The organism is Streptomyces sp. NPDC008139 (assembly GCF_042957025.1).
Taxonomy (GTDB): domain Bacteria; phylum Actinomycetota; class Actinomycetes; order Streptomycetales; family Streptomycetaceae; genus Actinacidiphila.
The window spans coordinates 404,390-427,641 of record NZ_JBIBHM010000001.1 but is presented as its reverse complement, the minus strand read 5'-3'; the positions used below and the strand labels follow the sequence as shown (position 1 = coordinate 427,641).

Here is a 23,252-nt window from a genome sequence, read left to right as displayed (position 1 = left end):
GGTGAGGGGCGGGGCCGGGGCCGAAGCGGCAGGGGATGAGGCGAACGGGGCATCCGGGGCAACCGGCGGGCCTTCCCCTCTTACGCGCCGGGCGTCGGCCCTCTACCCTGATCCGACGTAGGTTACTGGTGAGTTAAGAACACAGGCGCGGGCCCGGAGGTTGTCGTGACCGACACACAGACGTTGATCGAGAATCGGCCGCCCTCCGTGGCGACGCTCTTTCTGGAGCGCGTGACGGCGACCCCCGACGCGGAGGCGTACCGCTTCCCGGTCCCGTCCGAGAGCGGCCAGGGCCCCGACACCTGGCAGGCGCTCACCTGGGGCGCCGCCGCCGAGCGGGTCTACGCCATCGCCGCCGGCCTGATGGACCTCGGCATCCGGCCCGAGGAGCGGGTGGCGATCTCGTCCAACACCTCGGTCGACTGGATCCTCGCCGACCTGGGCATCCTGTGCGCGGGCGCGGCCACCACCACCGTCTACCCGAGCACCAACGCCGACGAGACCGCGTTCATCCTCGCCGACTCCGGCAGCCGCGTCCTGATCGCGGAGAACGCGGCGCAGCTCGCCAAGGCCCGCGAGCGCCGCGCCGAGCTGCCCGAGCTGACGCATGTCGTGGTCATGGACGCTGCCGGGGCGGCCGACACGGACGGCGACGGCTGGGTGCTGTCGCTCGACGAGCTGATCAAGCGCGGCGCCGCCTACCTGGAGCAGCACCCGGCCGCCGTCACCGACGCCGTCGCCGCCATCACCAAGGACCAGCTCGCCACCCTCATCTACACCTCCGGCACCACGGGCCGCCCCAAGGGCGTCCGGCTGCCGCAGGACTGCTGGGCGTACATGGCGCGCGCCATCGAGGCGATCGGGCTGCTCGACGAGAACGACGTGCAGTACCTGTGGCTGCCCCTCGCGCACGTCTTCGGCAAGGTGCTGACCGCCGGGCACATCACCGTCGGCCACGTCACCGCCGTCGACGGCCGCGTCGACAAGATCATCGAGAATCTGCCGGTCGTCCAGCCGACCTACATGGCCGCCGTGCCGAGGATCTTCGAGAAGGTCTACAACGGGGTCGCCGCCAAGGCCAGGGCGGGCGGCGGCGCCAAGTACAAGATCTTCCTGTGGGCGGCGGAGGTCGCCCGCGAGTACGCCAAGGCCGCGCAGAACAGCCTGCGGCTGACCGGCGTCCCGACCGTGCCGGTCGGCCTGCGCACCAAGCACGCGATCGCCGACAAGCTCGTCTACGCCAAGATCCGCGAGGCGTTCGGCGGGAAGCTGCGCGCCTGCGTGTCCGGCTCGGCCGCGCTCGCCCCCGAGATCGGCTACTTCTTCTCCGGCGCCGGAATCCACATCCTGGAGGGCTACGGCCTCACCGAGTCCAGCGCCGCCAGCTTCGTCAACCCCGGCGAGTCCTACCGCACCGGCACCGTCGGCAAGGCGCTGCCCGGCCTTGAGGTCCGGATCGCCGAGGACGGCGAGATCCTGCTGCGCGGCCCCGGCATCATGCAGGGCTACCACGGGCTGCCCGAGAAGACCGCCGAGGTGCTGGAGTCCGACGGCTGGTTCCACACCGGCGACATCGGCGAACTGTCGCCCGACGGCTTCCTGAAGATCACCGACCGCAAGAAGGACCTGATCAAGACCTCGGGCGGCAAGTACATCGCGCCCGCCGAGGTCGAGGGACAGTTCAAGGCGGTGTGCCCCTTCGTCAGCAACGTCCTGGTCGTCGGCGGCGGCCGGAATTTCTGTACGGCGCTGCTCGCCCTCGACGAGCCCACCATCCTCGTCTGGGCCGCGGAGCACGGCCTCGAAGGCCGCTCCTACGCCGATGTCGTCGGCACCGACGAGGTCCGCGAACTCATCGCCGGCTACGTCCAGCGCGTCAACGACAACCTCCAGCGCTGGCAGCAGATCCGCGAATTCCGCGTCCTGCCCCGCGACCTCGACATCGAACACGGCGACCTCACCCCGAGCCTGAAGCTCAAGCGCCCGGTCGTCGAGCGCGAATTCGCCCCGCTGATCGAGGAGATGTACGCCGGAGCGCGCGAGGCGTAAGCCCCCGCGAGCGGCGCGCAGGGTACCCCCTCGCGGGCGCGCCGCGCCCGGAGTTGGCCGGGCGGGGACCGATTCGGGGGACCCCGGGGTCACGCGGCGCGTTCGGACGGGTTCCGTGTGTCACGGTGTGTGCGTTGTCGCCGCATCCTCGGGAGCCGCCTGTGAGGCTCGACCCGCCACGCCCCCGCGAGGGCACCGGCACCCGTACCGCCAGCACCCGTACCGGCGCCGGTATCAGCACCGGCACCGGCACCGCTTCCGGTACCACGCTGCCCGGCAATCAGCTCGCGGCGGGCGCCGCCCGGCGCTTCCTGCGGGCCGCGCTCGCCGACTGGACGAGCCAGGGCCTGCCGGAGGCCGCCGCGTTCACCGAACAGGTCGTGGACGACGCGATCCTGCTGGTCAGCGAGCTGGCGACCAACGCGGTGATCCACGCGGGCACCACCGTGGACGTCCTGTGCCGACTGGAGACGAGAGCGCAGGCAGCGGCGGAGGCGTTCGGGGACAGGGGATCGCGGGAGCCCGGCCTGGTGATCGAGGTGTCCGACCAGTACCCGGCACGGGTGCTGCGCGGCGACGACCGGCCGGACCCCGGTGACCACAGGGAAGGCGGTCGCGGCCTGCAACTCGTCGCCGCCCTGTCCGACGCCTGGGGCATCAGCTACCGCCGCGACCGTAAAACCGTCTGGTGCCGCCTCGACCTCACCGGCCCGCCCCCGCCCGAGGGGAGCGAAGGGAGCGAGGAGTCGCTCCCGCGCGGCCTGCGGGCCGCCGAGATCCTGGCGCCCGCGCCCTCCGGCTCCGCCCGAAAAGCGGACTCCGACTGGATCAACCGCGGCTCCCTGTCCTTCCTCGCCGAGGCGTCCGACCTGCTCGCGGGCCAGCTCGACGAGGACAACGTGGCCGTGCTGGCGACCCAGCTCCTCGTGCCGCGGCTCGCGGACTGGTGCGCGGTCTGGCTCTACGGGACCGGCGGCCGGCCACGGCTGTCCAGCGTCTGGCACGGCGCGGAGCACCGTATCGACGGCCTGCGCGCCGTACTGGAGAAAACCCCGCCCCCGCCGGGCCTGCGCTCCGGCACCCGCCTCGGCGGCGCCATGCCGTGGCCCTGGCCGGCCACCGACGACATGTGGGAGCACGGCGGCGCGCTGGCCGTACCGCTGGTCGCCGCCGGGCACCGGCACGGCACGCTGCTGCTCGGCCGCACCGGCCTGCTCGGTCTGCCGGGCGAGGTGGTCGGCCTGGTCGAGGACTTCGGGCGCCGGGTCGCGCTCGCCGTGGACACCGCGCGGCAGTACGCCCGCCAGGCGATGATCAGCACCGTCCTGCAACGCGGCCTGCTGCCGCCCGCCGCGGGCCGCATCCCCGGCGTCGACCACGCCGTGGTGTACGAGCCGACCGCGGGCGACTGGGTCGGCGGCGACTTCTACGACCTGTTCCCCGCGGGCGACGGCCGCTGGTGCTTCGCCCTCGGCGACGTCTGCGGCAACGGCCCCGAGGCCGCCTCGCTGACCGGCATCGCCCGCCCGGTCCTGCGGCTGCTGGCCCGCGAGGGCTACGGCGTCCCCGACGTCCTCGACCGCCTCAACAAGGCGCTCGCCGACGAGGCCGCCACCGCCCTGATCGGCGAGACCGGCGACTGGGAGGGCGGCCAGGCCCGCTTCCTGTCGCTGCTCTACGGCGAGATCGTGCCGTACGCCACAGGCCGCGGCGCCCGCTGCACGCTCGCCTCGGCCGGACACCCGCTGCCGCTGGTCCTCACCCCGGACGGGCGGGTACGCGAGGCCGCGAGCCCGCAGATGCTGCTCGGCATCGGCGACGACACGCGGTACGACTGCGAGTCCTTCGACCTCACCCCCGGCGAGACACTGCTGTGCGTCACCGACGGCGTCACCGAACGCCGCCGCGGGCACCGGCAGTTCGACGACGACGACGGCCTGGCGGCGGCGCTCGGCGGCTGCGTGGGGCTCACCGCCGTCGCCGTCGCGGAACGCATCCGGCGCGCGGTCCACGAGTACGACGACGCGCCGCCCGCCGACGACCTGGCGCTGCTGGTCCTCCAGGCGATGTGAGCGCGCCGGGACCGGGACCCGAGCGGGACCGGGACCGGGACCCGAGCGGGGCCGGCGACCGCGACCCGCGCGAGGCGGGCGACCGCACGGATTCGGGCACCTCGCGCGTACCGGATACTGGACAGATGCCTTCCGTACTGCCTGATGGTGAGCCCGTGCCCGCGGACGGGACGCTGCCCGCGCACGCGCTCGACGGGGCGGCGGACCGGCCGCTCGGCTTCTACCTGCACGTGCCGTACTGCGCGACCCGCTGCGGCTACTGCGACTTCAACACCTACACCGCCACCGAATTGCGCGGCTCGGGCGGCGCCCTCGCCTCCCGCGAGAACTACGCGGACGTGCTCACCGACGAGATCAGACTGGCCAGGAAGGTCCTGGGCGACGACCCGCGCCCGGTCGAGACGGTCTTCGTCGGCGGCGGCACCCCGACGCTGCTGCCCGCCGCCGACCTCGTCCGCGCCCTGGCCGCGATCCGCGACGAATTCGGCCTCGCCGACGGCGCCGAGATCACCACGGAGGCCAACCCGGAGTCCGTCGACCCCGGCTACCTCGCGGAACTGCGCGCGGGCGGCTTCAACCGGGTGTCGTTCGGGATGCAGAGCGCGCGGCAGCACGTACTGAAGGTGCTGGACCGCACCCATACCCCAGGGCGCCCCGAGGCATGCGTCGCCGAGGCGCGCGCCGCCGGATTCGAGCACGTCAACCTCGACCTGATCTACGGCACGCCGGGGGAGTCCGACGACGACTGGCGCGCCTCCCTGGACGCGGCCGTCGCCGCGGGTCCCGACCACGTGTCCGCGTACGCGCTGATCGTCGAGGAGGGCACGCAGCTCGCCCGGCGGATCCGGCGCGGCGAGGTGCCCATGACCGACGACGACGTGCACGCCGACCGCTACCTCATCGCGGACGAGCGGCTCGCCGCCGCGGGCTTCACCTGGTACGAGGTCTCCAACTGGGCCACCACCCCCGCCGGGCGCTGCACCCACAACGAGCTGTACTGGACCGGCGCCGACTGGTGGGGCGCGGGGCCCGGCGCCCACAGCCACGTCGGCGGGGTGCGCTGGTGGAACGTCAAACACCCCGGCGCCTACGCGCAGGCCCTCGGCGAGGGACGCTCACCCGGCGCCGGGCGGGAGATCCTCACCGCGGAGGACCGCCGAGTCGAGCGCGTCCTGCTGGAGCTGCGCCTCGCCGACGGCTGCCCCCTCGACCTCCTCGCCGAGGAGGGCGCCCGCGCCGCCGCCCGCGCGGTAACGGACGGCCTCCTGGAGGCCGGTCCTTACGCGGACGGCCGCGCCGTCCTCACCCTGCGCGGCCGACTGCTGGCCGACGCCGTCGTCAGGGACCTGGTCGACTAGGACCGCCCCGGGGACGGCCGCCCTACGGCGCCGTCACGAAATCGATCAGCTCCTCGACCCTGCCCAGCAGCTCCGGCTGGAGGTCCTTGTAGGTGTGGACCGAGGCCAGGATCCGCTGCCACGCCTCACCCGTCGTCATGTTCCAGCCGAGGCTGCGGCAGATCCCGGTCTTCCAGTCCTCGCCGCGCGGGACGCGCGGCCACTCCCGGATGCCGACGGAGGACGGCTTCACGGCCTCCCACACGTCGATATAGGGGTGGCCGACGATCAGGACGTCCGCCCCGGTGACCGCCGCCGCGATACGGGACTCCTTGGAGCCCGGCACCAGGTGGTCGACCAGGACGCCCAGGCGGGCGTCGGGACCCGGCGAGAAGGAGTCGACGATGGCCGGGAGGTCGTCCACCCCCTCCAGGTACTCGACCACGACGCCCTCGACGCGCAGATCGTGCCCCCAGACGCGTTCGACCAGCTCGGCGTCGTGCCGGCCCTCGACGTAGATCCGTCCGGCGCGCGCCACCCGCGCCTTCGCGCCGGTGACCGCGATCGAGCCGGAGGCGGACAGCAGGGGCCCGCGCGGGCCCGGCGCCTGCGGGCGGACGAGGGTGACCTGCTTGCCGTCGATGAGGAAGCCGCGCGGCTCCATCGGGAAGACGCGGTGCTTGCCGAAGCGGTCCTCCAGCGTGACCGTCAGCCCCTCGGCGGTCTTCTCCACCCGCACCACGGCCCCGCAGAAACCGGTGCCGACCTCCTCGACCACCAGATCCCGCTCCGCGGCCACCTCGGGCGCGGGCGTACTCCGCTTCCACGGGGGAGTGAGGTCGGGGTCGTCGTAACTCCTGCTGCGCATGAGGGAGATCGTAGCCAGAGCGGCTACGCGACGGACCCGAAGCGGGCCGCCAGCGCGTCGCGCTGGGCCCGTACGAAGCGGGCGTCGACCACCGCGCCGTGGCCGGGCACGTAACGGGCCGTCTCGCCGCCGAGGGCGAGCAGCGCGTCCAGGGTGCCGGGCCAGCGGTCGGGCGCCGCGTCGTCGTCGGCCTGCGGCTCGCCCGACTCCTCGACCAGGTCGCCGCAGAAGACCACGGCGGGATCGCTCGGGGTGGCGCCCGGCACGACCACCACCAGGTCGTTGCGGGTGTGGCCGGGGCCGGGGTGGACCAGCAGCACCGGACGGTCGCGGCCCAGGTCAAGGGCGTACTCACCGCTGACCGGGTGGCCGGGCAGCACCAGGGCCTCGGCGGCCCGCGCCGCCTCCGCCGGGTCGGTGCCGAAGGCGACCGCCGACTCGCGCAGCGCCTCCCGCTCGCGCCGCAGCAGCGCGGCCAGCGACGTCTGCCCGTACACCTCGGCGCCGGGGAAGGCCGCCGTGCCGAAGACGTGGTCGAAATGGCCGTGGGTGAGCGCGACATGGGTGACGGTGCGGCCGGTCAGCGCCTCGACCTGGGCCCGCACCTCGGCGCCCTCCCGCAGCGTGGAGCCGGTGTCGACCAGCAGCACACCGTCGTCGCCGACCACCAGTCCGATGGTCACATCCAGATGCGGCAGCCGCCGCCGCGCGACACCGGGAGCCAACTGCTCCCACCCCGTGCCCTCCACCGGCTCCGCCGGTTCCGCAGATCTCACGTCACCGACGCTATCGCCGCCGCGCCCGCGCCGCCCGTCGTCCCCGCCGCCCGTCGCCGACCGTCGCTCCGGCGCCTCGTACCGCCGCCCATCCCGCCACACTTCGCCCACCCGTACGGTGCCCTTGCCTCGCCCTCGCTACCTCGCCGTACACTTGCTGCGGGGCGGCTGGCACTCGAAACGCAGGAGTGCCAGGCCAGGGCGGTTTTAAGGACCGGTAGACGGACGAGGCCATACGGCTGGAGGTGCGCGATGCTGAGCGAACGCAGGCTCGAAGTGCTGCGTGCCATCGTCCAGGACTATGTCGGGACCGAGGAGCCGGTCGGCTCCAAGGCGCTCACCGAACGGCACCGGCTGGGCGTCTCGCCCGCCACCGTGCGCAACGACATGGCGGTCCTGGAGGACGAGGGATACATCGCCCAGCCGCACACCAGCGCCGGCCGCATCCCCACCGACAAGGGCTACCGGCTCTTCGTCGACAAGCTCGCGGGCGTCAAACCGCTGTCGTCGGCCGAGCGCCGCGCGATCCAGAACTTCCTGGACGGCGCGGTCGACCTCGACGACGTGGTCGGCCGTACGGTACGGCTGCTCGCACAGCTCACCCGGCAGGTCGCCGTCGTGCAGTACCCGTCGCTGACCCGCTCGTCGGTCCGGCACGTGGAACTGCTGCCGCTGGCGCCCGCCCGCGTGATGCTCGTGCTGATCACCGACACCGGCCGCGTCGAACAGCGGCTCATCGACTGCTCCGCGCCGATCGGCGAGACCGTGCTCGGCGACCTGCGCGCCCGGCTCAACAGCCGGGTCGTCGGCCGCCGCTTCGCGGACGTGCCCCCGCTGGTCCAGGACCTGCCGGACGGCTTCGACCCGGACGACCGCCCCGCGGTCACCGCGGTGCTCGCCACGCTCCTCGAAACGCTCGTCGAGGAGACCGAGGAGCGGATCATGCTCGGCGGCGCGGCGAATCTCACCCGGTTCAACCACGACTTCCCGCTGACGATCCGGCCGGTGCTCGAAGCCCTCGAAGAGCAGATGGTGCTCCTCAAACTCCTCGGCGAGGCCAAGGATTCGGGCATGACCGTACGGATCGGTCATGAGAATTTTCACGAGGGGCTCAATTCCACTTCGGTGGTGGCGGTCGGCTACGGTTCGGGCGACGAGGCAGTCGCCAAACTCGGCGTGGTCGGACCGACCCGCATGGACTACCCCGGAACGATGGGAGCGGTACGCGCAGTGGCACGTTACGTCGGACAGATCCTGGCGGAGTCGTAAGTGGCCACGGACTACTACGCCGTTCTCGGCGTGCGCCGCGACGCAGGCCCGGACGAGATCAAGAAGGCGTTCCGCCGGCTCGCCCGTGAGCTGCACCCGGACGTCAATCCGGACCCCAAGACACAGGAGCGGTTCAAGGAGATCAACGCCGCCTACGAGGTGCTCTCCGACCCGCAGAAGAAGCAGGTCTACGACCTCGGCGGCGATCCGCTGGCCGCCGGTGGCGGAGGCGGCGCGGGCGGCTTCGGTGCGGGCTTCGGCAACTTCAGCGACATCATGGACGCCTTCTTCGGGCAGTCGCAGCAGCGCGGGCCGCGCTCGCGCACCCGGCGCGGCCAGGACGCGATGATCCGGCTGGAGATCGAGCTGGACGAGGCCGCGTTCGGCACCACCAAGGACATCCAGGTCGACACCGCCGTGACCTGCGGCACCTGCAACGGCGAGGGGGCCGCGCCCGGCACTGCCGCGCAGACCTGCGACATGTGCCGCGGTCGCGGCGAGGTCTCCCAGGTCACCCGGTCCTTCCTCGGCCAGGTCATGACGTCCAGGCCCTGCCCGCAGTGCCAGGGCTTCGGCACCGTCGTGCCCACCCCGTGCCCCGAGTGCGCGGGCGACGGCCGCGTCCGCTCCCGCCGTACGCTCACCGTCAAGATCCCCGCGGGTGTCGACAACGGCACACGTATCCAGCTCGCGGGCGAGGGCGAGGTCGGCCCCGGCGGCGGCCCGGCCGGTGACCTCTACGTCGAGATCCGCGAGGTCCCGCACCCGGTCTTCCAGCGGCGCGGCGACGACCTGCACTGCACGGTCACCATCCCGATGACGGCCGCGTCCCTCGGCACCAAGTGCCCGCTGGAGACGCTGGACGGCCTGGAGGAGATCGACATCAGGCCCGGCACGCAGTCCGGCCAGTCCATCCCGCTCCACCAGCGCGGTGTCACGCACCTGCGCGGCGGCGGGCGCGGCGACCTCGTCGTGCACGTCGAAGTCCTCACCCCCAGCAAGCTCGACGCCGAGCAGGAGAATCTGCTGCGGCAGCTCGCCGTGCTGCGCGGCGAGGAGCGGCCCCTGGGGCAGTTCGCGCCGGGCCAGCAGGGCCTCTTCTCCCGTCTGAAGGACGCCTTCAACGGGCGTTAGCGCGCCCGCGCTCCTCGCGAGGTTTCCCCCTTCGGGGGGTGAGCCGGTCTTTTCAGGGGCGCGGGGAACTGCGGACCGGCCGAATCGCTCCCGCAGGTCACCACCGGCCCCAGAGGGGCAGATCGGTATGTCCTCGGAGCACCGGCCCGGCGGGGACGTGTCGCGCGGTTCCTCGCGCCCCTGTAAAACGAGGCACTGCCTCACGTGAGGCAGACGCGGGGGGCCGCGCCCCGCACGGGGTACCGCACCTCGCCGGGAGGCGGCATGGCACGATGAACGGCATGTCCGCGTTGACCGATCTCTCGTCGTTCTCGGCGTATCCGATCATTCAGGCGCCGATGGCCGGAGGCGCGTCGAATCCGCAGCTCGCCGCGGCCGTGGGGGCGGCGGGCGGCCTGGGCTTTCTGGCCGCCGGGTACAAGACGTCCGAGGCGATGTACGAGGAGATCCGGCAGGTCCGGCATCTCAGCTCGCACCCGTTCGGGGTGAATCTGTTCATGCCGCAGCCCGCGACGGCGGATCCGTCCGCGGTCGCGGTGTACGCCGAGCAGCTGGCGGGGGAGTCCGCCTGGTACGGGACGCCGCTGGGCGACCCGGACAGCGGGACCGACGACGCGTACGACGCGAAGGTCGCGATCCTGCTGGAGGACCCGGTGCCGATGGTGAGCTTCACCTTCGGGTGCCCGGAGCGCTCGGTGCTCGACGCCTTCGCGAAGGCCGGTACGTACACGGTCGTGACGGTGACCTCGCCGTCCGAGGCGCTGGCCGCGCAGTGGTCGGGGGCGGACGCGGTGTGCGTCCAGGGCGTGGAGGCGGGCGGCCACCAGGGCACCCACCGCGACGACCCGCAGCTCGACGGCGCGGGTTTCGGGCTGCTGTCGCTGGTGCCGCAGGTACGCGAGGCCGTGCAGCTGCCGCTGATCGCGGCGGGCGGGCTGATGCGCGGCGGGCAGGTCGCGGCGGTGCTCGCGGCGGGCGCGGACGCGGCGCAGCTCGGCACGGCGTTCCTGGTCTGCCCGGAGTCAGGGGCGAGTCCGCTGCACAAGCGGGCCGTCACCGATCCGGTCTTCGCCCGCACCGAACTGACCCGCGCCTTCTCCGGGCGGCCCGCGCGCGGGCTGCTCAACCGCTTCATCCGCGAGCACGGGCCGTACGCGCCGCCCGGATACCCGCAGATCCACCACCTCACGTCCGGGCTGCGCAAGGCCGCCGCCGCGGCGGGCGATCCGCAGGGCATGGCCCTGTGGGCCGGTCAGGGCCACCGGCTGGCCCGTGACGTCTCCGCCGGGCGCCTGGTCGAACTCCTCGTCGAAGAACTCCACGCCGCCCGGGAGGCGCTCGCATGACGGCCCCCGTCTTCCTGGTCGAACCCGCCGCGCTGGACGGCTCCCCGTCCACCGTCACCCTCACCGGGCCCGAGGGGCGGCACGCGGTCTCCGTGCGCCGCCTCACGCCCGGCGAGGCGATCGTCCTCACGGACGGGGGCGGGCGCGGTGCGTACGGGGTGGTCGCCGCCGTCTCCGGCAAGGACGTGCTCGACGTCGAGGTACGCGAGACGCGGGTCGAACCCGAGCCCGCCGTGCGGATCACCGTCGTCCAGGCGCTGCCCAAGGGGGACCGCGGGGAGCTGGCCGTCGAGACCATGACGGAGGCCGGGGTCGACGCCGTCGTTCCCTGGGCGGCGGCCCGCTGTGTCACCCAGTGGCGCGGGGACCGGGGCGCCAAGGCCCTGGCGAAGTGGCGGTCCACCGCGCGGGAGGCCGCCAAGCAGGCGCGGCGCCTGCGGTTTCCTTCCGTGGCGGACCTGATGACGACCCGTCAGGTCGCCGGGCTGTTGGCCGGCGCCGAATTCGCCGGGGTCCTCCATGAGGAGGGCTCGGCCGCGCTGGCCTCCGCCGCGCTGCCCGAGTCCGGGTCCGTCGTGCTCGTCGTCGGGCCGGAAGGCGGGGTCTCCGCCGAGGAGATCGCCACGCTCGCCGCCACTGCCTACCGCCTCGGCCCCACCGTCCTGCGCACCTCCACCGCCGGTGTGGCCGCCGCCTCCGTCCTCCTCGCCCGCACCGGCCGCTGGTCCTGACCTTCCGACCCACCTGCTCCGTGTCCTCAATCGCCGGACGGGCCGGGTGAGTTGTGACGGTGCGGCGAGTTCGGGCACCGGACCGGCTGCGTGTGCGCGGGTCCTCCGGCTGACGCCGCCTCAAACGCCGGCGGGGCTGATTTTCCCCCGGGCGGGTGGGGAAGGCACCCCGTAAGGGGAAGGTCCTGCCTTCGGGGGATTTACGGGAGGGCGGTCGCGGGCGGAGGTTGGGGGGATGGGACGGATGGGGACATGGGGAGCCGGGGGGATGGCCGTGACGGCCGCCCTCGTGGCGATGACGATCAGCGGATGCGACCCGGCGGACGGGCTGGGGGCGAGCGCGGTGTCGGCGACGACCGACCAGTTGGCGACGCGGGCGCTCAAGAAGGACAACATCGACGTGAGTTGGCTGTCGTGCAGCGCGACGACGGGCAAGACCGAGGACGAGGTCGACTGCCTCGGCCGGACCGACCACGACGAGAAGATCACCGTAAAGGGCACGGTGACCAAGCAGTTGGACGACAAGTGCGTCCAGGGCCACCTGACCGCGGTGGTCGGAAAGAAGACCGTCTTCGACGTACGAGGTCTCGGAAACTGCTCGGCGAAGACATGATCGCCGTCGCTAGGCTGGCGTGGTGACCGACCACGACCAGCACGTGACGCGGCAGCCGCGCCCGAGCGCGCCGCAGCCCTCGTACCTCCGACACCCGCACCCGCACGGCGACTTCCTCGCGTTCGCCGCCGAGGACGACGTGTGGGTCGCGCCGCTGGACGGCGGCCGGGCGTGGCGGGTGAGCGCGGACAACATGCCGGTCGGACGGCCCAGGGTCTCGCCCGACGGCGAGTGGGTGGCGTGGACGTCGACCAGGGACGGGGCGCCCGAGGTGCACGCCGCGCCCCTGGAGGGCGGCCAGGCAAGCCGGTTGACGTACTGGGGCAACGTACGGACGGCCGTGCGGACGTGGACGCCGGACGGCGAGCTGGTCGCGGTCACGCCGTACGGCGAGGCGTCCTCGCGGCGGACATGGGCGCGGGCGGTGCCGCTGGACGGCGGCCCCGCGCGGACCCTGCCGTACGGTCCGGTCGGCGATCTCGCGTACGGCCCGGACGGCGCGGTGCTGATCCAGTCGCCGACGATGAGCAGGGAAGCCGCGCACTGGAAGCGCTACCGCGGCGGCACGGCGGGCAAGTTGTGGATCGACCGCGCGGGCGACGGCGCCTTCGAGCGGGTCCACCAGGACCTCGACGGCAACATCGAGTGCCCGATGTGGGTCGGCGACCGCATCGCGTTCCTGTCCGACCACGAGGGCGCCGGAGCCCTCTATTCGAGCCTGCCCGACGGCACCGACCTGCGCCGGCACACCCCCGCGGACGGCATCGACGGCTTCTACGCCCGGCAGGCCGCCACCGACGGCGCCCGCGTGGCGTACATGGCCGGGGGCCGCGTCCACCTGCTGGACGACCTGGCCGACGACGCGGCACCGCGCGAGATCGAGGTACGCCTCGGCGGCCAGCGCGCCGACCTGCGGCCGTACCCCGTACGCGCCGCCCGGTACCTCGGGGACGCGCGCCCCGACCACACCGGCCGGGGCAGCGCCCTGGAGATCCGCGGCACCACGCACTGGCTGACCCACCGCGGCGGCCCTGCACGGGCGTTGGCGGCCGACCCCGGTGTCCGTACCCGGCTGCCGCGGGTGTTCGGACAGGGCGGCGCAGACGGCGAGCAGCAGGTGGTGTGGGTCACCGACGCGGACGGCGAGGACGCGCTGGAGGTCGCCCCCGCCGTCGGCCTGCCGACCGGCACCGCGCCGCGCCGGCTCGCCGCGGGCCGCCTGGGCCGGGTGCTGCGCATGGAGGTCTCGCCGGACGGCCACCGCATCGCCGTCGCCTCGCACGACGGCCGGGTGCTGCTGGTCGAGACGCAGACCGGCGAGGTACGCGAGGTGATCGCGGGCGACTCGGGCGACGCGTCCGGGCTCGCCTTCTCGCCCGACTCGGCGTGGCTCGCCTGGTCGCAGCCGGGCCCCGGCGAACTGCGGCAGTTGAAGATCGCCGCCACCGCCGACCTGTCGGTGGCCGACGCGACCCCGCTGCGGTTCAACGACTTCGCGCCCGCCTTCACCGCCGACGGCCGCCACCTGGCGTTCCTGTCCGAGCGCGCCTTCGACCCGGTCTACGACGCGCACGTCTTCGACCTGTCCTTCCCCAACGCCTGCCGCCCGCACCTGATCACGCTGTGCGCGACGACGCCCTCGCCGTTCGGCCCGCAGCGCCACGGCCGCCCGTACGACGCCGACGAGGACGACCAGGACGGCCCGGCCAAGGAGGAACAGGACGGCGGGGGGAAGGAGAGCGGCGGCGAGGGCAAGAAGGACGACCGGCCGCGTACGCCCGTCACCCGCGTCGACCTGGAGGGCCTGGCCGACCGGATCGTGCCCTTCCCCGTCGAGGCCGGGCACTACTCGGGGCTGCGCGCCGCCAAAGGCGGTGTGCTGTGGCTGCGCCACCCGCTGGTCGGCGCGCTCGGCGCGGCCCTGGCCACCCCGGACGCCCAGCCGCCCAACACCGTGCTGGAGCGGTACGACCTGGCGCAGCTCCGTATCGAGGAGATCGCCGACGACGCCGACGCCTTCGCGGTCACCGGCGACGGCGCCAAGGTGCTGCTCACCAACGGCTCGCGGCTGCGGATCACGCCCGCCGACAGCAAGTCCGACGCGGACGACGAGTCCGGCGGCTCCGTCTCCGTCGACCTGACCCGGGTCCGGGTCACCGTCCGCCCGCAGGACGAGTGGCGGCAGATGTACGACGAGACGCACCGGCTCATGCGCGACAACTTCTGGCGCGCCGACATGGGCGGCGTCGACTGGGCGGCGGCGGGCGAGCGCTACCGGCCGCTGCTCGACCGGATCGCCACCCACGACGACCTGATCGACCTGCTGTGGGAACTGCACGGCGAGCTGGGCACCTCGCACGCCTACGTCATCCCGTCCGGCGGCCACTGCGACCCGCTGCACCGGCAGGGCCTGCTCGGCGCGGACATCTCCCGCACGGAGGACGGCGGTTGGCGGATCGACCGGGTGCTGCCCGGCGAGTCCTCCGACCCGTACGCCCGCTCCCCGCTGGCCGCGCCGGGCGTCGCCGTCCGCGCGGGCGACCTCCTGCTGGCGGTGGACGGCCACCGCGTCGACCCGGTGACGGGACCGGGGCCGCTGCTGGTCGGCACCGCGGGCAAGCCGGTGGAACTGACCGTCGCCCCCGCCGCGGGCGGCCCCGTACGCCACGTCGTGGCCGTACCGCTCGCCGACGAGGATCCGCTGCGCTACCACGACTGGGTCGCCGACCGCCGCGCCCACGTCCACCGCGCGTCCGGCGGGCGGCTGGGCTATCTGCACGTGCCCGACATGGTCGGCAGCGGCTGGGCGCAGCTCCACCGCGACCTGCGCGTCGAGGTCGCCCGCGAGGGCCTGGTCGTGGACGTCCGCGAGAACCGCGGCGGCCATACGTCGCAGCTCGTCGTGGAGAAGCTGGCCCGCCGGGTCGTCGGCTGGGACCTGCCGCGCGACGCGCACCCGGTCAGCTATCCGCAGGATGCCCCGCGGGGGCCGATCGTGGCCGTCGCCAATGAGTTCTCCGGGTCCGACGGGGATATCGTCAACGCCGCGATTCGGGCTCTCGGCATCGGTCCTGTGGTCGGTACCCGCACCTGGGGCGGTGTCATCGGCATCGACAACCGTTACCACCTGGTTGACGGGACGGCTGTCACGCAGCCGAAGTACGCCTTCTGGTTGGAGGGGTACGGCTGGGGCGTCGAGAACCACGGGGTTGATCCGGACGTCGAGGTTGTTCACGCTCCGCAGGATTCGGTTGCCGGGCGTGATCCGCAGCTTGACACTGCCGTGGGCATGGCGCTTGCCGCGCTGGAGGAGTCTCCTGCCAAGAGGCCGCCGCCGCTGCCGGGCATTGGCGGTTGATCGGGTCGGCGGCGGTTGGCCCTTCGGGCCTGGTTTTGCCCGCCCGCCCACCCGTGCGGGTGTTTTCTTCGTCTGCGGGTGCCGCTTGTGCCTGGGTCGGTGCCGGTCCGGGGTACCTCCTCGAAATGCGGCTACCTGGTCCCGTGCATCCGGCACCCTTCTTGTCACCGCATTTCTGCGGGGGCACCCCGGCCCGTCCCCTCCCGGTACGTCGGCGTCCGACGGTCCGGTGGGGGTTGCCGGGGAAGGGGGTGGGTGGGCGTAGGTACGTCGGCGTCCGCCTGTCCGGTGGGGGTTTCCGGGAGGGGTGGGTGGGGACCGGGCCCTGCGCCCCCCGACCTCCCCGGGGGGTGGGCTCGGGTACGTCGGCGGGTGCCTGCAGGTCGGGGTGGCCGGGGAAGGGGGTGGCCGTGGGGGCGGCGCGGCCCAGGAGTGGAGGACCCGAGGTCCCCGCATGCCTCATTTGTCCGTGCCGGTCCGTATGAAGGGAACCTCGATGTCTCAGCCTGGCGACCGACCCCCGGCGCTGCCGCCCGCTGTCGACTCCATGACGCTGCTCGCCGCGGCCGTCATCGTCCACGACACCGTCACCGACCGGGTCCTGTTGCTCCAGCGCGGTGAGCGCTCCAAATTCGGCCAGGGCATGTGGGACCTCCCGGTCGGCAAGAGCGACCCGGGGGAGCCGGTCACCGCCACGGCCGTCCGCGAGCTGTACGAGGAGACCGGCCTCACCGTCGACCCCGGCGATCTGACCCTCGCCCACGTCGTGCACGGCGCGTGGGGCGTGGAGTCCCCGGCCGGATTCCTCACCGTGGTCTTCGCCACCCGCACCTGGCACGGCCAGCCGGAGAACCGCGAGCCCGGCAAGCACAGCCAGGTCCGCTGGACGCCCGTCACCGCCCTCCCCACTCCCATGGTCCCGTCCACCGAGCTCGCCCTCCGCTCCTACCTCGACGGCGGCCTGACAATCTCCCTCCACGGCTGGACCCCGGCGCCCCCACCCGAGCCCCAGCCTCCCTCATGACCCTCCACCCCACCCCCACCAGCAGACGGCCACTCCCCGACAGGCCCGCACCCCCACCCACCCCCCTCCGCCCGCCCCGCCGGAGGTTCGGTGGCGCAGGGCCCGGCCCCCCACCCGCCCCCCTCCGTCACCACAGCGGACCGTCGGACGCCGACGTACCCGAGCCCACCCACCCCCCTCCGCCCGCCCCGCCGGAGGTTCGGTGGCGCAGGGGCCGGTCCCCACCCGCCCCCCTCCGTCACCACAGCGGACCGCCGGACGCCGACGTACCCGACCCACCCGCCCCCCGCCGCCCGCCCCGCCGGAGGTTCGGTGGCGCAGGGCCCGGCCCCCCACCCGCCCCCCTCCGCCACCACAGCGGACCGTCGGACGCCGACGTACCCGAGGGGACGGCGCGGGGTGCCCCCGCAGGGGGACGAACAGACAGGACCAGAAGCAAGTCGAAGTGGGCGCACGTTCGTCGCCCGAGGAGGTGCCCCGGGCCGGGACCGACCAGGCACAAGCGGCACCCGCAGACGAAGAAAGCACCCGCACGGGTGGGCGGGCGGGCGGGAAAGACAAGCCGCACAGCGGCGACCCGCAAGCGGCGGATAGCATGCACACGACCCGTATCCGTACGAAAAGGGGGCCGCCACCATGGCGGGAGAGCCGCAGGCGGACTGCCTGTTCTGCAAGATCGTGGCCGGCGAAATCCCCGCGACGATCGTGCGTGAGACCGAGACCACCGTCGCCTTCCGCGACATCAGCCCCCAGGCCCCGACCCACGTCCTGGTGATCCCCCGCGTGCACTACCCGGACGGCGCCACCCTGGCGGCGGCCGAGCCCCTGGTGGCCGCCGACGTGCTGCGCGAGGCGGGCGAGGTCGCGGCGCAGGAGAAGGTCGACACGACGGGCTACCGGATCGTCTTCAACACCGGCCCCGGCGCCGGACAGACCGTCTTCCACGCGCACGCCCACGTGCTCGGCGGGCGCGACCTCCAGCGGCTGGTCTGAGGTCCGGCCTTTGTCGGTACGCGAACTGGTCGTCCTCGGCACCGCCAGCCAGGTGCCGACCCGGCACCGCAATCACAACGGGTACGTCCTGCGCTGGGACGGCGAGGCGATCCTCTTCGATCCCGGCGAGGGCACCCAGCGGCAGATGCTGCACGCGGGCGTCGCGGCGCACGACCTCACCCGGATCTGCGTCACGCACTTCCACGGCGACCACTCGCTGGGCCTGGCGGGTGTGCTCCAGCGGATCAGCCTCGACCGCGTCCCGCACCCGGTCACCGCGCACTACCCGGCCAGTGGGCAGCGCTTCTTCGAGCGGCTGCGGTACGCCACCGCCTACCACGAGGCCGCCGACCTGCGCGAGGCGCCGGTCGCGGCCGACGGGGTGCTCGCCACGACCCCCGCCTTCACGCTGGAGGCGCGCAGGCTCTCCCACCCGGTCGAGTCGTACGGCTACCGGCTCGTCGAACCAGACGGCCGCCGGATGCTCCCCGAACGGCTGGCCGAGCACGGTGTCGTGGGTCCCGACATCGCCCGGCTGCAACGCGACGGCGGTCTCAACGGCGTCACGCTCGACCAGGTCAGCGAGGTGCGGCGCGGCCAGCGCTTCGCCTTCGTCATGGACACCCGGCTGTGCGACGGGGTCCACGCCCTCGCCGAGGGCTGCGACCTGCTGGTCATCGAGTCGACCTTTCTGGACGAGGACGCGGGACTGGCCGCCGACCACGGTCATCTGACGGCCGGTCAGGCCGCCGCCGTCGCACGGGAGGCGGGCGTACGGCACCTCGTCCTCACCCACTTCTCGCAGCGCTACGGCGACCCCGCCGTCTTCGAGCGGCAGGCGAGGACGGCCGGTTACCAGGGCGAGCTGACCGTCGCCCACGACCTGATCCGCGTCCCGGTCCCGCGCCGCCGCTGAGCCCGAACCCCCTGAAAGCGAATCCCGCCATGCCCCCCATCCCCAAGGCAGAACTGCACCTGCACATCGAGGGCACCCTGGAGCCCGAGTTGGCCTTCGAGCTCGCCGCGCGCAACCGGGTCGCGCTGCCGTACCCGACGGCCCAGGCGCTGCGGCAGGCGTACTCCTTCACCGACCTCCAGTCCTTCCTCGACCTGTACTACGCGCTGATGGCCGTCCTGCGCACCGAGGAGGACTTCGCCGAGCTGATGGGCGCGTATCTGGCGCGGGCGGCGGAGCAGGGCGTACGGCACGCGGAGGTGTTCTTCGACCCGCAGGCGCACATCGCGCGCGGGGTGCCGATCGGGACGGTCGTGGAGGGCCTGGCCGGGGCGCTGGAGCGCGAGGGGCGGCGGCACGGGATCAGCGGCGGCCTGATCATGTGCTTCCTGCGGGACGAGTCCGAGCGGTCGGCGCTGGACACCTTCGAGGCGGCGCGCCCGTACTTCGGCTCGGGCGCCGGCCCCGGCCTCATCACCGGCGTGGGCCTGGACTCGGCGGAGGTCGGGCACCCGCCCGCGAAGTTCCGCGAGGTGTACGGGCGGGCGGCGGCGGCCGGGCTGCGGCGGGTCGCGCACGCGGGGGAGGAGGGGCCGCCCGCGTACATCGGCGAGGCCCTCGACGTGCTGGGCGTGGAGCGGATCGACCACGGCATCCGCTGCCTCGAGGACCCGGCGCTGGTGGCCAGGCTGGTCCGCGAGCAGGTGCCGCTGACGGTCTGCCCGCTGTCCAACGTCCGCCTGCGCTGCGTCGGTTCACTGGCCGCCCACCCGCTGCCGCGCATGCTCGCGGAGGGTCTGCGCGTCACCGTCAACTCCGACGACCCCGCCTACTTCGGCGGCTACGCGGACGACAACTTCGCGGCGGTGCGCGCCGCCCTCGCTCTCACCGAGGAGGACGAGCGCACCCTGGCCCGCAATTCGTTCCTCGCCGCCTTCCTCGACCACGACGAGCCGCGCAGGGCGGCGTGCCTGGCCGAGGTGGAGGCGTACGCGTTCGGCTGACGCCTTTTCGCGTCCTACGGCAGGAAGTACATCGGGTTCGGCAGCTTGAAGGACTTGTCCGCGTAGCCGCCGGTCAGGTCGCTGTACTGGTCGCCGAAGTTGCCGACGATGTTGTAGCCGAGCGACTCGATGTGCTTGCGGGTACCGGACTTGTACTCGATGGTCGTGCACGTCGAGCCGCACGGCAGGTACGACGGCGGGCTGGCCGCGTTCTTCAGGTAGAGGTGCGCGGCGTCGGCGGCCGGCTTGTAGCCGACGGCGGCCAGATTCCGTACGGTGTCGGCGCGCTGGGCCTCCGGGCGGCCGGTGACCCAGAAGACCGTGATGCCCTGGTCCGCCGCCCAGTTGGTCAGCTTCTCCATGCCGAAGACGGCGTCCATGTTCTTGTTCGCGATGTACGCCGAGTTGCTGGCGGGCGTGTAGGCGAAGCCCACCTCCAGCTCGTAGTTGTACGTGTTCAGGCTGGTGTCGTCGACGTCCAGCACGATGGCGGGCTTGGCCGCGTGGCCGCCGTGGCCTGCGTGGCCGACCTCGTGGGCCAGGTACTGCTTGGCCTTGGCCTCGATGCCCGCGACCTGCCTGGCGTAGTTGCTGCTCGGCGACGCGAAGTGCTCGCCCGAGGCGTCCACGGTGTCGCCGTAGTACGCCTTGATCTCACTGACCACGTCGGTGAGATTGGGGATCTGCTTGTCGCTGCGCGGCACGGAATCGTGGGCGCCGGCGACGCCGACTCCGTAGACCGTGGCGCCCAGCGACGCCGCGACCACGGCGACGGCCAAGGTGCGGGTGCGGGCGGAGAGTCGGGCTCGGGGCATGACGGTGCTCCTTCAACGCTCGGTTGGTGCCGGTGAACCTAGACCTGTCGATCCTGGCTGGTCAAGGGTGGTCTACGCGCGTGGCGCCGAGCGCGGGTTCCGTCAACTCGTTTCCCTTGAGTTAACCCGCAGTTCAGAGGCCGTTGCGCCGGGCGGGCCGGGCGGGCGCCCGCCCGTCAGCGTCGGCCGTCGTCGGGGAGCGCCGCCGCCAGGATCCGCGCCGCGACCGCCGGGGAGTCCACCAGCGGGTGCAGCGCGAGCGCCCGCAGCGCGGCCCGGCGCGAACCGGTGGCCGCCGCCTCGATCGCCGCCCGCTCCACGGCCTTCAGTTCCAGCATCAGCCCCGCCTGGTGCTCGTCCGGCGCCGCCACCGGCAGCGGCCTCGCCCCGAACGCACCGACCTCGCACGGCACTTCGACCACGGCCTCCGGGTCGAGGAACGGCACCGCCCCGCCGCCCGGAACATTGAGGATCAGCGTCGTCCGCTCGTCCCGCGCGATGGCCCGCATCAGCGCGAGCGCCACCCGGTCGTAACCGCCGCCGTCCAGATCGTGCGGGTCACGCTCCCAACCGCCGGACGCGGTCCGGCTGTCCGCCATGTACGTCTCCTCACGCTCCAGCCGGGTCCGCTCCCACAACTCGTGTGCCCGGCCCGGCTGTTCATCGGCCGTGACGAAGAACGCGCCCTGCTGCCGGTCCAGGAACTCGCCGCGCGTGGCGTCCGCGGCGCGCACCGCGGCCAGCGACTCGCGCCGGAAGTAGTAGTAGTGCAGGTACTCGTTGGGCAGCGAGCCCAGCGCGCCCAGCCACTCGGGGCCGAAGAGCCGGCCCTCCTCGAAGGTGCCGAGCGCCGCCGGGTCGGCCAGCAGGCCCGGCAGCAGATCCGTACCGTCGACCGTCAACTTCCGCAGCCAGCCGAGGTGGTTGAGGCCCACATAGTCGTAGCCGAAGCCCGGTCCGTCCGGGTCCGCGCCCGCCGCCCGCGCCGCCCGCCGCACCAGCCCCACCGGCGAGTCGCAGATCCCGATCACCCGCGGGCCCAGGACCCGGCTCATCGCCTCGGTCACCATCCCGGCCGGATTCGTGAAGTTGATGACCCACGCGTCCGGCGCCACCGCCTTGACCCGTTCCGCCATCGCCGTCGCGACCGGCAGCGTCCGCAGCCCGTACAGCACCCCGCCCGCGCCGACCGTCTCCTGACCCAGCACGCCCTCGGTCAGCGGCACCCGCTCGTCCGAGACGCGGCCCGCGGTGCCGCCGACGCGGATCGCCGAGAAGACGAAGCGCGCTCCGCGCAGAGCGTCGTCCAGGTCCGTCGTCGCCCGCACCGGCGGGCCGCCCGGCATCGTCGCCAGTACCGCCGTGATCACCCGCAGCCGCCGCGGGTCCGTGTCGTACAGCACGACGTCACTGACCGTGGGGTCGTCGAGCAGGGCTCGGTACACGAGGGGGACGCGGAAGCCGCCGCCTCCCAGAATCGTCAGGCGCATGCGCGGTGACCTCCCGTCCTGCCTGGCTGATGTCGTCCCCCGGATCTTCCCCCGGCGGGGGCTCGCCGCGCTCACCGGCCGCGCTCACCGGCCGCGCGGTGCGTCAACCGACATCAGGTGGCGGTACGTGCAGCCCCGGGCGCGGACGCCGTGGCACAGTGACGGGATGGACGACATGCCCGTTCTCGACCCCCTCGGCACCCTCCGCGCGGCGGGCGACCCGGGGACCGACGTCTACCTGACCGGCACCGTGTTCCTGGACATCATCTTCACGGGACTGGACAGCGCGCCCGTACGCGGCACCGAGTCGTGGGCGCGGGGGATGGGTTCGAGCCCCGGCGGGATCGCGAACATGGCGACGGCGCTGGCGAGGCTGGGGCTGCGGACGACGCTGGCGGCGGCGTTCGGGGACGACGTGTACGGCGACTACTGCTGGGACAGCCTGTCGTCGGGCGAGGGCATCGACCTGGAGCCGTCGCGGCGCATCCCCGGCTGGCACTCGCCGGTGACGGTGTCGATGGCCTACGAGGGCGAGCGGACGATGGTCAGCCACGGGCACGAGGCGCCGCCCGCGCAGGAGTCGGTGCCCGCCTGCCCGCCGCCCGCGCGGGCGGCGGTGGCGTCGCTCGGGCACCACGGCAGGGCGGGCGACCAGGAGCGGGACCAGGAGTGGATCGGGGCCGCCGCCGCCTCGGGGACGAAGGTCTTCGCGGACGTCGGCTGGGACGAGACCGGCCGCTGGGACCCGGCAGACCTGGATGGGCTACGGCACTGCGCCGCGTTTCTGCCGAACGCCGAGGAGGCCATGCGGTACACCCGGACGGCCTGCCCGCGCGAGGCCGCCAGGGCCCTGGCCGAGCGGGTGCCGCTCGCGGTGGTGACCCTCGGCTCCGAGGGCGCCTTCGCCGTGGACTCCGGCAGCGGCGAGACGGCCGAGGTGCCCGCCCTGATCGTGGAGGCCCTGGACCCCACGGGCGCGGGCGACGTCTTCGTCGCCGGATTCGTGACCGGCACGCTCGCCGCCTGGCCGCTGGCCGACCGGCTGGCCTTCGCGTCGCTGTGCGCGGCGCTGTCCGTGCAGGAGTTCGGCGGCTCGCTGTCCGCGCCCGGCTGGGCCGAGATCGCCGCCTGGTGGCAGCAGACGAAGGCGCGGGCGCGGGCCGCCGCGGACCCGGGCCCCTGCGACCCCGCCTCCCCGCTCGGCCGCTACGCCTTCCTCGACGCCCTGTTGCCCACCGACCCCCGGCCCTGGCCGCTGCGCCGCGCGGTCCCCACCGTCGGCTTCCGCCCCGCCTGAGCCCCGGCCCGCGGGCCGCTCCCCGCACCCCTGCCCGCGCCCCCGCCCGCGCGGCTCCCCGCACCCCTTCCGCCGCGGGCACACCGCCAAATCCCCTCGGCGGGCGCGGCGCGGCGTCGTA

18 protein-coding genes are annotated in these 23,252 nt (G+C 73.6%); 14 read left to right on the top strand and 4 right to left on the bottom strand.

Annotated features, from left to right (window positions below):
- Positions 1 to 165 precede the first annotated feature (165 nt).
- The 3 genes from ACFZBB_RS01885 to hemW all read left to right on the top strand — a co-directional run bounded on the left by ACFZBB_RS01885 (position 166) and on the right by hemW (position 5,479).
- Positions 166 to 2,049: an AMP-binding protein gene (locus tag ACFZBB_RS01885; protein ID WP_391116795.1), complete on the top strand. Its 1,884-nt coding sequence runs from the start codon at positions 166 to 168 to the stop codon at positions 2,047 to 2,049.
- 161 nt (positions 2,050 to 2,210) lie between these two features.
- The gene (locus ACFZBB_RS01880) at positions 2,211 to 4,121 is read left to right on the top strand and encodes a SpoIIE family protein phosphatase (protein ID WP_391116792.1); all 1,911 of its coding nucleotides are present in this window, start codon (positions 2,211 to 2,213) and stop codon (positions 4,119 to 4,121) included.
- 125 nt (positions 4,122 to 4,246) lie between these two features.
- Complete coding sequence (gene hemW / locus ACFZBB_RS01875) at positions 4,247 to 5,479, top strand: radical SAM family heme chaperone HemW (RefSeq protein WP_355348866.1); 1,233 nt, start codon at positions 4,247 to 4,249, stop codon at positions 5,477 to 5,479.
- Between the two features lie 22 nt (positions 5,480 to 5,501).
- Here the strand turns inward: hemW and ACFZBB_RS01870 are convergent, their stop codons facing one another.
- Positions 5,502 to 6,326, bottom strand: coding sequence for a DUF3097 family protein (locus tag ACFZBB_RS01870; protein WP_391116790.1), 825 nt, complete (start codon positions 6,324 to 6,326; stop codon positions 5,502 to 5,504).
- Between the two features lie 23 nt (positions 6,327 to 6,349).
- Positions 6,350 to 7,102, bottom strand: a complete 753-nt coding sequence (locus ACFZBB_RS01865; protein ID WP_391116788.1) for an MBL fold metallo-hydrolase — start codon at positions 7,100 to 7,102, stop codon at positions 6,350 to 6,352.
- 252 nt (positions 7,103 to 7,354) lie between these two features.
- Here ACFZBB_RS01865 and hrcA point away from each other — a divergent pair, with 252 nt between their 5' ends.
- The 10 genes from hrcA to ACFZBB_RS01815 all read left to right on the top strand — a co-directional run bounded on the left by hrcA (position 7,355) and on the right by ACFZBB_RS01815 (position 19,529).
- Complete coding sequence (hrcA, locus tag ACFZBB_RS01860; protein ID WP_355348857.1) at positions 7,355 to 8,371, top strand: heat-inducible transcriptional repressor HrcA; 1,017 nt, start codon at positions 7,355 to 7,357, stop codon at positions 8,369 to 8,371.
- On the top strand, positions 8,372 to 9,505 hold the full coding sequence (dnaJ, locus tag ACFZBB_RS01855; protein ID WP_355348854.1) for a molecular chaperone DnaJ: 1,134 nt from the start codon (positions 8,372 to 8,374) through the stop codon (positions 9,503 to 9,505).
- Between the two features lie 281 nt (positions 9,506 to 9,786).
- On the top strand, positions 9,787 to 10,851 hold the full coding sequence (locus ACFZBB_RS01850) for a nitronate monooxygenase (protein WP_391116785.1): 1,065 nt from the start codon (positions 9,787 to 9,789) through the stop codon (positions 10,849 to 10,851).
- Complete coding sequence (locus ACFZBB_RS01845) at positions 10,848 to 11,582, top strand: 16S rRNA (uracil(1498)-N(3))-methyltransferase (RefSeq protein WP_391116782.1); 735 nt, start codon at positions 10,848 to 10,850, stop codon at positions 11,580 to 11,582. The genes ACFZBB_RS01850 and ACFZBB_RS01845 overlap by 4 nt, the downstream gene beginning before the upstream one ends.
- A 268-nt stretch (positions 11,583 to 11,850) precedes the next feature.
- Complete coding sequence (locus tag ACFZBB_RS01840) at positions 11,851 to 12,195, top strand: hypothetical protein (protein WP_391116779.1); 345 nt, start codon at positions 11,851 to 11,853, stop codon at positions 12,193 to 12,195.
- Positions 12,196 to 12,217: 22 nt separating this feature from the next.
- Positions 12,218 to 15,553, top strand: a complete 3,336-nt coding sequence (locus ACFZBB_RS01835) for a S41 family peptidase (RefSeq protein WP_391116777.1) — start codon at positions 12,218 to 12,220, stop codon at positions 15,551 to 15,553.
- 496 nt (positions 15,554 to 16,049) lie between these two features.
- Entirely contained in the window at positions 16,050 to 16,577 is a 528-nt protein-coding gene (locus tag ACFZBB_RS01830) for an NUDIX domain-containing protein (protein WP_391116776.1), read from the top strand.
- Positions 16,578 to 17,213: 636 nt separating this feature from the next.
- Positions 17,214 to 17,570, top strand: a complete 357-nt coding sequence (locus ACFZBB_RS01825) for an HIT domain-containing protein (protein WP_391116774.1) — start codon at positions 17,214 to 17,216, stop codon at positions 17,568 to 17,570.
- Positions 17,571 to 17,580: 10 nt separating this feature from the next.
- Positions 17,581 to 18,486, top strand: coding sequence for a ribonuclease Z (locus ACFZBB_RS01820; RefSeq protein WP_391116772.1), 906 nt, complete (start codon positions 17,581 to 17,583; stop codon positions 18,484 to 18,486).
- A 29-nt stretch (positions 18,487 to 18,515) separates the two neighbouring features.
- On the top strand, positions 18,516 to 19,529 hold the full coding sequence (locus ACFZBB_RS01815; RefSeq protein WP_391116770.1) for an adenosine deaminase: 1,014 nt from the start codon (positions 18,516 to 18,518) through the stop codon (positions 19,527 to 19,529).
- A 14-nt stretch (positions 19,530 to 19,543) separates the two neighbouring features.
- On the opposite strand, the gene ACFZBB_RS01810 is transcribed toward ACFZBB_RS01815, so the two are convergent.
- Both ACFZBB_RS01810 and ACFZBB_RS01805 read right to left on the bottom strand, forming a co-directional pair.
- Complete coding sequence (locus ACFZBB_RS01810; RefSeq protein WP_391116768.1) at positions 19,544 to 20,344, bottom strand: HAD family acid phosphatase; 801 nt, start codon at positions 20,342 to 20,344, stop codon at positions 19,544 to 19,546.
- A 176-nt stretch (positions 20,345 to 20,520) separates the two neighbouring features.
- Positions 20,521 to 21,834: a 6-phospho-beta-glucosidase gene (locus ACFZBB_RS01805; RefSeq protein WP_391116766.1), complete on the bottom strand. Its 1,314-nt coding sequence runs from the start codon at positions 21,832 to 21,834 to the stop codon at positions 20,521 to 20,523.
- A 166-nt stretch (positions 21,835 to 22,000) separates the two neighbouring features.
- Between ACFZBB_RS01805 and ACFZBB_RS01800 the strand changes: the two genes are divergently transcribed.
- Positions 22,001 to 23,131, top strand: a complete 1,131-nt coding sequence (locus ACFZBB_RS01800; protein ID WP_391116764.1) for a PfkB family carbohydrate kinase — start codon at positions 22,001 to 22,003, stop codon at positions 23,129 to 23,131.
- The last annotated feature ends 121 nt before the right edge of the window (positions 23,132 to 23,252 follow it).